Source organism: Mycolicibacterium moriokaense, from assembly GCF_010726085.1.
Lineage (GTDB): Bacteria > Actinomycetota > Actinomycetes > Mycobacteriales > Mycobacteriaceae > Mycobacterium > Mycobacterium moriokaense.
Map to the genome: position 1 here is coordinate 1,694,988 of NZ_AP022560.1, position 13,202 is coordinate 1,708,189.

At 66.1% G+C, this 13,202-nt stretch carries 14 protein-coding genes; 8 read left to right on the forward strand and 6 right to left on the reverse strand.

The genetic code is table 11. From position 1 onward, the window contains the following. Positions 1–786: a serine/threonine-protein kinase gene (locus G6N43_RS08315; RefSeq protein WP_083148972.1), complete on the reverse strand. Its 786-nt coding sequence runs from the start codon at positions 784–786 to the stop codon at positions 1–3. A gap of 83 nt (positions 787–869) precedes the next feature. Between G6N43_RS08315 and G6N43_RS08320 the strand changes: the two genes are divergently transcribed. Together G6N43_RS08320 and G6N43_RS08325 are read left to right on the forward strand one after the other, a co-directional pair. Continuing rightward, positions 870–1,832 carry a 4-(cytidine 5'-diphospho)-2-C-methyl-D-erythritol kinase gene (locus G6N43_RS08320; protein ID WP_083148971.1) on the forward strand — a complete coding sequence of 321 codons (963 nt, stop codon included), beginning with the start codon at positions 870–872 and terminating at the stop codon, positions 1,830–1,832. A 276-nt stretch (positions 1,833–2,108) separates the two neighbouring features. Then, positions 2,109–3,743 (forward strand): fatty acyl-AMP ligase, encoded by a 1,635-nt coding sequence (locus G6N43_RS08325; RefSeq protein WP_083149199.1) that lies wholly within the window; start codon positions 2,109–2,111, stop codon positions 3,741–3,743. An 85-nt stretch (positions 3,744–3,828) separates the two neighbouring features. Here the strand turns inward: G6N43_RS08325 and G6N43_RS08330 are convergent, their stop codons facing one another. After that, positions 3,829–4,878, reverse strand: a complete 1,050-nt coding sequence (locus tag G6N43_RS08330) for a phosphotransferase family protein (protein WP_083148970.1) — start codon at positions 4,876–4,878, stop codon at positions 3,829–3,831. Between the two features lie 83 nt (positions 4,879–4,961). Between G6N43_RS08330 and G6N43_RS08335 the strand changes: the two genes are divergently transcribed. After that, positions 4,962–5,150 (forward strand): hypothetical protein, encoded by a 189-nt coding sequence (locus G6N43_RS08335; RefSeq protein WP_083148969.1) that lies wholly within the window; start codon positions 4,962–4,964, stop codon positions 5,148–5,150. Between the two features lie 118 nt (positions 5,151–5,268). On the opposite strand, the gene G6N43_RS08340 is transcribed toward G6N43_RS08335, so the two are convergent. Next, positions 5,269–5,835, reverse strand: a complete 567-nt coding sequence (locus G6N43_RS08340; RefSeq protein ID WP_083148968.1) for a TetR/AcrR family transcriptional regulator — start codon at positions 5,833–5,835, stop codon at positions 5,269–5,271. A 123-nt stretch (positions 5,836–5,958) separates the two neighbouring features. Here G6N43_RS08340 and G6N43_RS08345 point away from each other — a divergent pair, with 123 nt between their 5' ends. The 4 genes from G6N43_RS08345 to G6N43_RS08360 all read left to right on the forward strand — a co-directional run bounded on the left by G6N43_RS08345 (position 5,959) and on the right by G6N43_RS08360 (position 9,931). After that, complete coding sequence (locus G6N43_RS08345) at positions 5,959–6,897, forward strand: metal-dependent hydrolase (protein ID WP_083148967.1); 939 nt, start codon at positions 5,959–5,961, stop codon at positions 6,895–6,897. Between the two features lie 5 nt (positions 6,898–6,902). Further along, positions 6,903–8,066 (forward strand): Rv3169 family protein, encoded by a 1,164-nt coding sequence (locus G6N43_RS08350; protein ID WP_083148966.1) that lies wholly within the window; start codon positions 6,903–6,905, stop codon positions 8,064–8,066. 66 nt (positions 8,067–8,132) lie between these two features. After that, positions 8,133–9,167, forward strand: a complete 1,035-nt coding sequence (locus G6N43_RS08355; protein ID WP_083148965.1) for an epoxyqueuosine reductase — start codon at positions 8,133–8,135, stop codon at positions 9,165–9,167. Between the two features lie 62 nt (positions 9,168–9,229). Then, the gene (locus G6N43_RS08360) at positions 9,230–9,931 is read left to right on the forward strand and encodes a cutinase family protein (RefSeq protein ID WP_110810264.1); all 702 of its coding nucleotides are present in this window, start codon (positions 9,230–9,232) and stop codon (positions 9,929–9,931) included. Here the strand turns inward: G6N43_RS08360 and pth are convergent. The 3 genes from pth to G6N43_RS08375 all read right to left on the reverse strand — a co-directional run bounded on the left by pth (position 9,928) and on the right by G6N43_RS08375 (position 12,200). Beyond that, positions 9,928–10,506, reverse strand: coding sequence for an aminoacyl-tRNA hydrolase (pth, locus tag G6N43_RS08365; protein WP_083148963.1), 579 nt, complete (start codon positions 10,504–10,506; stop codon positions 9,928–9,930). The two genes, G6N43_RS08360 and pth, sit on opposite strands and share 4 nt — an antisense overlap. 6 nt (positions 10,507–10,512) lie before the next feature. Beyond that, positions 10,513–11,187 (reverse strand): 50S ribosomal protein L25/general stress protein Ctc, encoded by a 675-nt coding sequence (locus G6N43_RS08370; protein WP_083148962.1) that lies wholly within the window; start codon positions 11,185–11,187, stop codon positions 10,513–10,515. 143 nt (positions 11,188–11,330) lie between these two features. Further along, on the reverse strand, positions 11,331–12,200 hold the full coding sequence (locus G6N43_RS08375; RefSeq protein ID WP_083148961.1) for an oxidoreductase: 870 nt from the start codon (positions 12,198–12,200) through the stop codon (positions 11,331–11,333). A 119-nt stretch (positions 12,201–12,319) separates the two neighbouring features. Here G6N43_RS08375 and G6N43_RS08380 point away from each other — a divergent pair, with 119 nt between their 5' ends. Next, the gene (locus tag G6N43_RS08380; RefSeq protein ID WP_083148960.1) at positions 12,320–13,165 is read left to right on the forward strand and encodes a hypothetical protein; all 846 of its coding nucleotides are present in this window, start codon (positions 12,320–12,322) and stop codon (positions 13,163–13,165) included. The last annotated feature ends 37 nt before the right edge of the window (positions 13,166–13,202 follow it).

The window sequence follows — 13,202 nt, forward strand, 5'->3', positions numbered from 1 at the left end:
TCAGCGCAGCGCCCGAGCTATCAGTGCGACGAACTCACGACACGATCCGTAGCGGTCGTCCGGCGCTTTCGCCAGTGCTTTGGCCGCGATCGAGTCGAAAATGCGTGGCAGCCAAGAACTTTCGCGTGACCAACGCGGCGGCGTCAGGTGCAGATGCGCTTCGATGAGGCCGAGTGCGGTCGGCGCCGTGAACGGCGGCGACCCGGTGACCAGTTCGACGACGGTGCAGGCCAGCGCGTACTCGTCGGTGGCTTCGGTCGGGGCGTGTCCGGTGATCAGTTCCGGTGCGGCATAAGGCAACGACGCCTCGATCTGCGTCGGCCGGTAGCCGATATCGTCGGCGATCGTGTGCGCGACGCCGAAGTCGATGAGGACAGCGTCCGAAAGATCCTGGCGAACAAGGATATTCGGCGGCTTGACGTCGCAGTGCAGTATCGCGCGGTTGTGCGCATAGTCCAGCGCGTCGGCGATCTGCTCCAGCGCGGTGAGCCGTGCGGCCACGGAATCCACCTCGGTGACGTCGCTGCCCCAGACGAGTTCCATCGAGAGCCATCCGGGTCCGCGGTCGAACACCGTCACGATATGGGGATGGTGCAGGCGCTGGGCGAATTCGAACTCGCGCTTCAGTCGGGCGATGTGCGCGAGATCGCTGAGATGACCGTCGAGCACCTTCAGTGCCACTTCCCGGCCGGTCGCGTCGTGCGCCCGATAGACAGTCGCGTATCCGCCGCGGCCGACCACTTCATCGACGACGTGACCTTCGAACCGCTCGCCCGGCGAGAGCACGTTCCCAGACTAGGGGCTTCATCAGCGGCATTGACCTGCTCAGACGGCTGCTGGCGGGGGACCGACTCCGATAGTGTCGTCTGGTGTCCAATGGCAGCACCGCCTCCGAGTGGGTTCCGACCGGATCGGTCACGGTGCGCGTGCCGGGCAAGGTCAATCTGTACCTCGAGGTGGGGGATAGCCGCGACGACGGATATCACGAGCTGACCACCGTGTTTCATGCGGTTTCGCTGCTCGACGAGGTCACAGTCCGCAACGCGGACGTGTTGTCGCTGGAGCTCACGGGGGAGGGCGCCGATACGCTGCCTGCCGATTCGAGCAACCTCGCGTGGCGCGCCGCCGAGTTGCTGGCCGACCACGTCGGTCGGGCGCCCGATGTCGCGATCGTCGTCGAGAAGTCGATTCCCGTCGCAGGCGGGATGGCGGGCGGCAGCGCCGACGCGGCCGGGGTGCTCGTCGCCATGAACACGCTCTGGGAGCTGGGTGTGCCGCGCCGCGACCTGCACGCGCTGGCCGCCCAGCTGGGGAGCGACGTGCCGTTCGCGCTGCACGGCGGAACCGCACTGGGGACCGGCCGCGGCGAAGAGCTGGCAACCGTGTTGGCACGCAACATGTTTCATTGGGTGCTGGCGTTCGCCGACCGCGGGCTGTCGACACCGGCGGTCTTCGCCGAACTCGATCGGCTGCGTGAGGCAGGGGACCGCAACGCGCCCCCGCGCCTCGACGATCCTGAGCCGGTACTGGCGGCGCTGGCCTCGGGCGATCCGGCAGAGTTGGCGCCGTTGCTCGGCAACGACCTGCAGGCCGCGGCGCTGTCGCTGGACCCCGGTCTGCGCCGGACGCTGCGGGCGGGTACCGAGGCGGGCGCGCTCGCCGGCATCGTGTCGGGTTCGGGGCCGACGTGTGCGTTCCTATGCGAGTCGGCCGCCGCGGCGGTCGACGTCGCCTCGGAGATGGCAGGGGCCGGGGTGTGCCGGACGGTGCGCGTCGCCAGCGGGCCGGTGCAGGGCGCTCGGGTGGTGCCGGCGCCGTCGGCGTCTGTCTGATCCGCGTGTGACACAGACCTCAATAATCGCGATATTTTGGCACTTACTTAAGAGTTGTTTAAGATGATCGACGGTGAAAACTAGCGGTCATGGATTGGACGCGATAGTTACGGCCACCGACAGCCTCGGTGGTCGTTTCGTACTGGCCCGTCGCGAGGCATCACCAATTCGAGACTCAACCGCTCCCCAATTGTGTGCGCGCCTCCTGGAAAGCGCCCCTGATCAGGCGGAGTATGACAATCGGGCATTTGCTGTCCCGGGACCGAGGAGGTTGTGGTGAGCCGATTCACCGAGAAGATGTACCGCAACGCCCGAACCGCCAAAACGGGCATGGTCACCGGTGAACCGCATGAGCCCGTCCGCCACACCTGGGGCGAGGTCCACGAGCGGGCCCGCTGCATCGCGGGTGGCCTCGCGCAGGCGGGCATCGGCCTCGGGGACTCGGTTGGCGTGCTCGCCGGCTTCCCCGTGGAGATCGCGCCCACCGCGCAGGCCCTGTGGATGCGCGGCGCCTGCCTGACGATGCTTCACCAGCCCACACCGAGGACCGACCTCGTGATCTGGGCCGAGGACACGATGAACGTCATCGGCATGATCGAGGCCAAGGCCGTCATCGTCTCCGAGCCGTTCCTGGTGGCCATCCCGGTGCTGGAGGAGAAGGGCATCAAGGTCCTGACCGTCGCCGACCTGTTGGCGTCGGAGCCGATCGACCCGATCGACGTCGGCGAGGACGACCTCGCGCTGATGCAGCTGACCTCCGGATCCACCGGATCCCCCAAGGCCGTGCAGATCACGCACCGCAACATCTACTCCAACGCGGAGGCGATGTTCATCGGCGCCGAGTACGACGTCGAGAAGGACGTCATGGTCAGCTGGCTGCCCTGCTTCCACGACATGGGCATGGTCGGCTTCCTGACCATCCCGATGTACTTCGGCGCGGAGCTGGTCAAGGTCACGCCGATGGACTTCCTGCGCGACACGCTGCTGTGGGCCAAGCTCATCGACAAGTACAAGGGCACCATGACCGCGGCGCCCAACTTCGCGTACGCGCTGTTCGCCAAGCGGCTGCGGCGCCAGGCCAAGCCCGGCGACTTCGATCTGTCGACGCTGCGGTTCGCGCTGTCGGGCGCCGAGCCCGTCGAGCCTGCCGACGTCGAGGACCTGCTCGACGCGGGCAAGCCGTTCGGCCTGCGGCCCGAGGCGATCCTGCCGGCCTACGGCATGGCCGAGACGACGCTGGCGGTGTCGTTCTCGCCGTGCGGTGCGGGCCTGGTGGTCGACGAGGTCGACGCCGACCTGCTGGCCGCGCTGCGTCGCGCCGTGCCCGCCACCAAGGGCAACACCCGGCGGCTGGCCTCGCTCGGCCCGCTGCTGAAGGACCTCGAGGCGCGCGTCATCGACGAGCAGGGCAACGTGATGCCGCCCCGCGGCGTCGGTGTCATCGAGCTGCGCGGTGAGTGCCTGACGCCCGGCTACATCACCATGGGCGGTTTCATCCCCACCCAGGACGAGCACGGCTGGTACGACACCGGCGACCTCGGTTACATCACCGAGGAGGGCAACATCATCGTGTGCGGCCGCGTCAAGGACGTCATCATCATGGCCGGCCGCAACATCTACCCGACCGACATCGAGCGTGCGGCGTGCCGCGTCGAGGGAGTCCGCCCCGGCTGTGCCGTCGCCGTGCGACTGGACGCGGGCCATTCGCGAGAAACCTTCGCCGTGGCCGTCGAATCCAACGCCTGGCAGGACCCAGCCGAGGTGCATCGCATCGAGCGGCAGGTCGCCCACGAGGTCGTCGCCGAGGTCGACGTGCGTCCGCGCAACGTCGTCGTGCTCGGTCCGGGCAGCATCCCGAAGACTCCGTCGGGCAAGCTGCGCCGCTCCACCTCGGTCTCCCTGGTCACTTAGTACTCGCGAGCAGACGCGAACACCCCCAAAATATCGCGTATTTAGGGGCGTTCGCGTCTGCTCGCGTTTCGAACGTGCGACGTGATTAGGCGCGGATCGCGTCGATAGTCCAGGCGGGCAGGATCGGTGCCTTCGTCAGAAAGTGGTCACCCTGGCCGTTGTTGCGCAACAGCACCTGAGTGCGCATGATGCAGCAGCCCATCCGCACCATCGCGAAAATCTCGTACCAGTCCAGGTTTTCGAGTTCGCGGCCGATCATCTCCTCGAACCTGCGGGCCACGGCGGTGCGGCTGTCGAAGCCGGGCAGCTCCGGGTCGAGGTCGAGGCCGTTGACCTCCAGCATCTGCTTACGCGTCGCCAACCACCACGCGAAGTCGGCCTCGGCGGGGCACACGCACGCCTGTTCCCAGTCCAGCGCCCCGACGAGCCGGCCGGTGTCGTCGAAGATCGCGTTGGACATCCGGGCATCACCCCAACAGATCGTCGGTGGTGCGGTCTCGTCGGGCTGTCGTCGGCGCAACCACTCGAACGCCTCGGTGAGCACGTCGGGCACCTGGTTGTCGGATCCCCACCGCGCGTACTCGTGCCACCACGCGAGTTCCGCCGACACGCCGAACCCGGCTGGCCGCTCCAGCCACGGCGCCTCGTCGACCGGAACGCTCTGCAGCCGCACGAGTGTTTCGAGGAACCCGTCGTGTGCCCGGCGCTGGACCTCGGGGCCGGCGTCGTGCATCCAGCCCCGCGTGGCGTACGAGGTGTCCGACGGTGTGTGCCCGACGATGCGCGGCATCACAAGGAATTTCGAGCCGATCCAGGCGCGGTCGGGCTCGTACAGGATCGGTGACGGCGTCGCGATGCCGTACTCGTGGAGCAGTTCCTGCGTCAGAGTCTGCGCGCCGAGATCGTATTCGCGAAAGATTCCTCCGCCGCTCGGCGGGATCCGGATGACGTACTCGTTTGTCGCGCCGTCGACCTCGGCGGAGAACACCAGGCTTTCGCTCGACCATCCCGCCGCCCGATTAGCTGTACTCAGTTCCGAGACGACGGCTTCGCCGGCGAAGCGATGCTTGAACCACTTCTGCAGCTGCGCCCGGGTGGCGGCGAGGTCGCGTTGGACGAGCGTGATGCCAGCCATGCCGAACAGATTTACACAGCGCCCGCTGGATGTAAAGAATCTGAGCTTTACGTTGAGCGCCTCAAATGTAATACGCTTCGTTGATGGCCCCGTCGCTGACTTTCGGAGACATCGCCGACACGAGCCGCCCGCTCGCGATCCTCGTCAACGACTTCCCCGACACCCCGCACACCTGGCGGCACCTCGGTCCCGATCTCGCCGACCGCGGTGGCCTCGATGCAGCCGCCGCCGGTGCCGACGCTGTGCCTGCACGGCGCCGAGCTGCTCAGTGACGTGCCCACCCATCTACCCGCTGCGGGATCGAATTTCGAAATCGTCGACGGGGTAGGGCATTCCTGCTCTCGAACAGCCGGAGGTCATCGCCGCGAAGACCGCCGACTGGCTCGCTCGCTAGCCGTTGACCACCCGCGGCAGCCTGCGACGCGACGGTCCCAGGCCCGCGGCGTGCCGTAGTTCGGCGAGGAACTGCTCGGGGGTGCCGCTGCCGATCAGATAGTGGCACACCGCGATTCGCACGACGGCCGCCGCCCCGACGTCGCTGTCGTCGCCGGGGATGATGCGGGCGACGCGCTCGTGGATGATCGGCAGCACTCGCTGCATCTGTTGCAGCACGTGCTCCGGTTCGATATCGGCGAGTGAGCCCAGCGAATAGGTGCTCTGAAATTCGACGATGAACCGCAGTGCGGCGTCGAGACGTTCATTCCCGGTGAGGCCGGTGATCGCCGCGGCGAGGCCCGCGTCGAAGTTGTCCTGTTCGTAGAGCGCGAACGCCTCGAGCAGCCCCTCCTTGGAGCCGAAGTAGCGATACAGCGTCGGACGCGACACCTTGGCCTCCGCCGCCACGTCCGAGAGCTGCAACTTGCGCCTGCCATCCCTGGCGAGCACGACGAAGGTGGCGGCGAGAATCCGTCGCCGCATCGGCAGGTCCGCATCGGCGGAAGGGCGAGAAGCCACCATCGCGTCCTTTACATCTAATGGTCCAAATGTCACACTAACGCTATCCAGGGCCTCGGTGTCGGATACGCGACAAGTGACACTGTTGGTGCCAATGTTAAGCCCGCACAGGGGAGGTGGCGGCCGGTGACGGACCTGGTCGTTCGCAAGATCGCCTGGGAGTTCGACGAGTCGGTGCCGTTCAACTGGCAGCCGCAGAACCCAGCGTTCGGCCTGTTCTGCAATGCGTTCACGTTCATCGCCGTGCCGTTCGAGCGCTACATTGTCAGCGTCGTCCGCAGAGCCGAGGGCAAGCTCAGCGACGATCCCACGGTCGCTTCAGAAGCCGATGCGTTTCTGCGGCAGGAAGCGCAGCACGCCTCAGCGCACCGCAAGCACATGCTCGCCCTCGTGGCGCGCTACCCCGAACTGGAACGGTGCTACGAGGACGCCTGCGCCGCCTACGACCGACTCCTCGACGAGCAGCCAGTCGAGTTCCACGCCGCGTACATCGCCAACCTCGAGGCGACGTTCACGCCGCTGTTCAAAGTGCTTCTGGACAACCGTGATTCGCTGTTCACCGGGGGAGACTGGCGCGTCGCCTCGCTGATGATGTGGCACTTCGTCGAGGAGATCGAGCATCGCAGCTCCGGTCTGATCCTGTGCAGGCACATCAATCCCGACCCCTGGTATCGGGTCAAGCACATCAAGGGCACGTTCAGCCACGTCGGCTCCGTGATGGAGGAGATCGCGACCACGTTCGACGCCGTCGTTCCCTTCGACGATCGCGGTCTCTCGGCGGTCGAGCTGCTGTCCAAGGGATTTTTCACCCGCGAGTTCCGCAACCGGCTCCCCGGTCGCAAGCGGCGGCCGCGCACCGGCCCGCCCTCGCTGTTCGGGCCAGTCCCGACGATGCAGTTGGTGACGATGGCGTGGCGGCTGGCGCTGTCGCAGACCCCGCGCCACGACCCCGCCGATCAGCCGCTGCCGGATTGGGCCGATACCTGGATGCGCGAATACGACCGTGGTACCGATATGACGAAGTTCTTCGGATTCTCTGGTTCCGCCGGAACCGCAGAAAGGTAGCCGCATTGCTGACGACGAACTACGGCGCGCTGGTGCCGGAAGACGAACTCCTCACCCACCAGATCGTCGACACCTTCGCCACTGTCAGCCAGTCGGACCCCTCATGGACCGAGAAGATCTGGACCATCGCCCACGCGAGGGACAACTCGCTGCAAGTGGTTCTCGGCGTCGGCAAGTACACCAACCGCGGCGTGTTCGACGGCGCCGCAGGAGTATGCCGCGGCACCGAGCAGTGGACCGTGAGGGCCGGGCGCCGGTTGTCGTCAGACCCGTCCGGCACTCACGTCGGCCCCATCCACTACCGCGTGGTGGAGCCGTTGCGCACCATCCGGGTGAGTCTGGATGCGACGGAGCACGCCCCCATCGCGTTCGACGTCAAGCTGAGCGGGAGTTTTGATGCGGCGCTGGAGGATCCGTGGCCGGACCGCAGTCCCGACGGTTACCGCGTCACGCACAACGTGCTGCGGTATCACCAGATCGGGGTGGCCTCTGGGTGGGTGGAGGTCGAAGGCACACGCGCCGAAATCAAAGCCGACGAATGGATTTCGATCCGGGACCATTCGTGGGGACTGCGGCCGGGGGTCGGTAAGCCTATTCCGGGACTGCCCCGAGGGGGCAGGAAGATCAAGCAGATGTTCATGACGTGGCTGCCGATGATGATGACGCGTCAGGACGGGTCGACGTACTCGCTGTTCGTCATGTACCAGGAGGAGCGTGGCGACGGGTTCCTCGAGATCCGTTCGCAGGCAGAGCAACAGAACTACGACGGCAGCTCGCACCGTTTCGCGTCGGTTGAACAGGACCTGTATTTCCAGGACGACAACCGTCGATTCACCCACGGCACCGTGACGCTCGTCGATTCCGACGGGTCCAAACGTCCGCTCAAGATTACGGCGGCGGGGCCCGGCGGCTTTCATCTCGGCACCGCCGGCTACTACGGCTGGAACGACTGGGTGTACGGCCAGTGGGTCGGCGAACTCAGGGTCGAGGGCAACCACGTCGTCGACTGCCACAGACCCGAGAAGGCACGCGAACTGCATCAGCTCCGGGATCTGCTGGTGCGTGTCGAGGATCCCGTCGAGGGGGGTGTCGGGTTGGGCAACGCCGAGACGTTCGCGCTCGGCGCGTTCCCCGAGCGGGGACTCACCGCCGAGAACTCATTTCTCTGAGCGGCCTAGCCGCGGTCAACTTTGACGGCCGTGCGCCCATGCTGAGTATTGTGTACTATACCTAGCATGACCCAGAGCATCCCCGCGCGACTGGCCGACCATCCGACGGTGCGCAAGGTGCGAGCCCGCAAGACGGTGAAGCCCGGGGTGATCGACGCCGAATGGCTGCGGCAGGTATGCCTGGATGCGGGTGTCGACGACGTCGCGTTCGCGAGCGTCGACAATCCCGAGCTGGCCTCCGAGCGTGAACACGTCGAAGGCGCACTGCCCGGTGCTGCGAGCTACATCTCGCTGGTGGTGAAGATGAACCGCGACAACGTCCGGTCGACGGCGCGCAGCGTGGCCAATCAGGAGTTCCACCGCAGCGGCGAGATCATGAACGAGGCCGCACACCGGATCACCCGTGCGCTGGAGGACGCCGGCTACCGGGCCATCAACCCGTCGATGTCGTTCCCGATGGAAATGGACAGGTTCCCGGGCCGCATCTGGGTGGTGGCGCACAAACCCGTCGCCGTCGCGGCCGGGTTGGGCGTGATGGGGATCCACCGCAACGTGATCCACCCGAAGTTCGGCAACTTCATTCTTCTCGGCACGGTTCTGGTCGCGGCGCCGATCAGTGAATACGGTGAACCGCTGGACTACTCGCCGTGTCTGGAATGCAAGCTCTGCGTGGCGGCCTGCCCGGTTGGGGCGATCAAGAAGGACGGGGAGTTCGACTTCCTCGCGTGCTCGGTGCACAACTATCGCGAGTTCATGGGCGGTTTCACCGACTGGGTGCAGACAATCGCCGACAGTGAGGACGCCGCCGACTTCCGTTCGCGGGTAAGCGATTCCGAGAACGCCTCGATGTGGCAGAGCCTGTCGTTCAAGGCCAACTACAAAGCGGCGTACTGCCTGGCGGTGTGTCCGGCGGGTGAGGACGTCATCGAGCCCTACCTCGACAACCGCAAGAGCTTCATGGACCTTGTCCTCAAGCCGCTGCAGGAGAAGAAGGAGACGCTCTACGTGCTGCCGAACTCGGCGGCCATGGAGCACGCCGAACGTCGATTCCCGCACAAACAGGTCAAGGTCGTCGACAGCGGAATCGCCGGCGTGAAATAAATCCGTCGCACCCCGACGTTTGCGAGAGCATGAAGATCGTCGAGGTGGCGGCGTTGCGCGCCATGTTCATTCGCCGCTTGGCGATCGGCATTGCTGTGGTGGCATTTTCGGGTGTGACGCTGGTCGCAGGTGCGACGGGTGTGGCCGTGGCCCAGGGTCCTGATTGTCCCGATGTGCAGGTCGTGTTCGCGCGGGGTACCGGCGAGCCGGCCGGAGCGGGGCGGGTGGGCGATGCGTTCGTCGAAGCGTTGCGGCCACTGGTGCCGGGTAAAACGGTGTCGGTGTACGCCGTCAACTATCCGGCCACGCTGGACTTCATGAGGGCGGCGGACGGCGCCAACGACGCAAGCGCGTTCGTCCAGAACACCGCCGTGAACTGCCCCGACACCAAGATCGTGCTCGGGGGTTACTCGCAGGGCGCCGCGGTGGTCGACATCATCACGGTGGCTGCGACGCCGACGCTGTCCTTCGTCAACCCGATGCCGCCCGCTGTCGCCGATCACGTCGCGGCTGTCGCGGTGTTCGGCAATCCGTCGATCAAACTGCTCGGCGGACCGTTGACCACGCTCAGCCCGCAGTACGGCTACAAGACCATCGACCTGTGCAACGGCGGCGATCCGGTGTGCTCCAGCGGCGACGACCGACCCGCGCACAGTCACTACGTCGAGGCCGGATTAACAACGCAGGCAGCGCAATTCGTGGCCAGCCGACTGGCCACCGAGGCGCCGATCAGCACGCTCGCGGCCCCGACGCACAGGTACTAGCCCCAGGCGTGCACCGTGTTCTGCGCCGGTTCCAACCCCTGCGACAGCAGTAGCTCGGTCGCGTCGGCGGCCTGCTCGCAAATCGTCGGCACCTCTTTCCACTCGGCGGAGGTGAAGGTGCCGAGCACGAACGCCGCGCCCTCCATCCGGCCCGGCGGACGGCCGATTCCGATGCGCACCCGTTGAAAGTCGTTGGTGCCCAACGCAGATCCCACCGACCGCAGGCCGTTGTGGCCTGCCACGCCGCCGCCGAACTTCAGCCGGATCCGCCCGAACTCGATGTCGAGCTCGTCGTGCACGACGATGATGTCCGCGGGCGCGATCGAATAGAACTTCGCCAACGGCGCCACCTGGCGTCCGGACTCGTTCATGTAGCAGCGCGGTTTCGCGAGCACCACCGAACGGCCGCCGAGCCGACCGGTGACCACCTCGGCCCCCGACTTCTTGTGCACCTTGAAGCCCGAGCCGATGCGATCGGCCAGGATGTCGGCGACGAGGAAACCGAGGTTGTGCCGCGTCGTGGCGTATTGCGGACCGGGATTGCCGAGGCCGACCACGAGTTGAGGCTCGGCCATGTCGAACTACTCCGATTCCGCGGCGGGTGCCTCTTCGCCTTCGCCCGCTTCTGCGGCCGCCTCGCCCTCGGGAGCTTCGCCCTCGGCCTCGCCCTCGGCGCCGGCACCCTCGGCCTCGAGATCCTCGGCGGTCGGGGCGGCCACAACGTTGACGACCAGTGTCTCGGGATCGGAGACCAGCGAGACACCCTGGGGCAGCTCGATCGAACCCGCGGTGAACTGGGTGCCGATCTCGGCGCCCTCGACCGACACGGTGAGGTGCTCGGGGATGGACTGCACGTCGGCCTCGACGGTGATGGTGTTCGCGTCCTGGGTGACCAGGCTGCCCGAGATCGCCTCGCCCTCCACGATGACGTTGACCTCCACGGTCACCTTCTCGCCGCGGCGCACGACCAGCAGGTCGGCGTGGGTGATGGTGCGGCGGATCGGGTGGATGTCGAGCGACTTGGTCAGCGCCAGCTGCTCCTTGCCCTCGATGTCGAGGGTGAGCACCGCGTTGGTGCCGGAGTGACGCAGCACCGCGGCGAAGTCGTGGGCGTTGAGCTCGAGATGCTGCGGATCGCTGCCGTGGCCATAAAGGACCGCGACCACCTTGCCGTCGCGTCGTGCGCGCCGCGAGGCGCCCTTGCCGGTTTGCTTGCGGACCGCGGCGGCGAGGTTGTTCGGTGCGTTCTTGGCCATTGGGTTCTGCTCCTGTCGTGTTCTGAGCACGGCCAGGGCGACATCCCTCGAAGAAGGTTCGCGTCGATAACGGTGACCTGATGCTCGGTCACCCTCGCCGTGATTAGTAGCCAGGGTAGCCGGAGCTGCTGCTCAAGCCCAAATCAGAGGGGGAACGTGGTGCCCGTGAGCTGCTCGGACAACTCCCACAACCCGGCGGCCGTCGCTGAGTCGCGCGCCGCCGGACTGCGAAACGGGGTCGGGCCGGTCGGGCCCCACATCGTGTACTTCGGCCCGATGAACGAGTCACCGGGAAGATCCTTGGCCACCGCGTACAGCGTCTGGCGGGCGCCGAAGTCGGCGTCGGTGGCGAACTTGTTGCCGAACGTCGCGAAGGCGTCGCCGAGCTTGCGGCCGGTTTGGCCCTGCAGGTTGGTCGCCGAATAGCCGGGATGGGCGGCATGCGCCTTCACCGGCGACCCCGCCGCGTTCAGCCGACGCTGCAACTCGCTGGTGAACAGCAGGTTGGCCAGCTTGGACTGGGCGTATGCGCGCCACGGGGAATAGGGCCTTGCCTTCCAGTTCAGGTCCTTGAGGTTGATCCGGCCGAGCAGATGCAGCCCCGAGGACACGGTTACCACGCGGTCGGTGATCTTCGGCAGCAGCAGGTTTGTCAGAGCGAAGTGGCCCAGATGGTTGGTGCCGATTTGGCTCTCGAACCCGTCGACGGTCAGCGCGTACGGCACGGCCATGATGCCGGCGTTGTTCACCAGCACGTCGACGTTGTCGACGCCTTCGGCGAACGCGCGCACCGACGCCAGGTCCTGCAGGTCGAGTTTGCGAACCTCGACATCACCTGTCATGGATGCGGCGGCCTCGTCGCCCTTGGTCTTGTTGCGCACGGCCAGGATCGTCTTCGCGCCGACGCGGGCCAACTCACGCGCGGTGACGAGGCCCAGTCCGCTGTTGGCCCCGGTCACGATGACGGTACGGCCGGCGAAGGAGGGTAGATCGGCGGCGGTCCACTCAGTCATGCGGACCACCCTACGGACACCACTCGCCGAAATGGCATTCCAGCAGCAAAAGTTCGAGTGACGGCCTGCTGGAATGCAATTTCGCGGGCGATGTCGGTGCGAGTCTGCAACATCTCGCCATGGGGGAGGTATTTATCGGCACCGAAGCCGTCGCGCGCGGCACGGTGACTCGACATGAGCTCGCGCGGTGGCACCGGCCGTTGTATCCGAACGTGTATGCGCCCAGGTGGCACGACCTGTCACTCACCGATCGGGCTACTGGAGCGTGGCTGTGGTCAAAGCGGGCCGCGATAATCACCGGCGTGGCCGCGTCGGCATTGCACGGCGCGGGGTGGGTCGACGCGGATGTTGCTATCGAACTGCTCTACAACAGCGCGCGGCCGCCGGCGGGCATCGTGACGCGCAATGAGCGGATCTCGGACGACGAGTTCACCTGGTCGGGGATTCCCATCGCGACTCCTGCGCGCACCGCGTTCGATCTAGGCCGCTTCTTGGACCGCGGCGAGGCCATCGCTCGCATGGATGCCTTGATGCGTGCGAGGCCGTTTTCTGAGGAAGAGGTCCTACTTTTGGCCAAGCGGTATCGCGGCGCGCGGGGCGTGAAGCTACTCAAGGAGGCGCTGACGCTCGTGGACGGGGGTGCCGCTTCCCCGCGGGAGACATGGCTGCGACTCCTCTATATCGATGCACATCTCCCGCGGCCGTCCACGCAGATACCGATCCTCGATCGCAACGGGAAAGTGCTTCGCACCGTCGATATGGGTTGGGAGGAGTTCATGGTCGTCGCCGAGTACGACGGTGAGCAGCATCAGACATCGCGCGTGCAATACGTGAAGGACCAACGCGTCATACCGTTGATAGAGAGTCTCGGCTGGATCGTCCTTCGCGTCATCAAGGAGGACCACCCCAAAGACATTGTCCGACGGGCCTGGAACGCGATGGCTTCCCGTGGCTGGCGGCCTTGATTCCGATCGCGAAATTGCATTCCAGCAGGCCGCTACT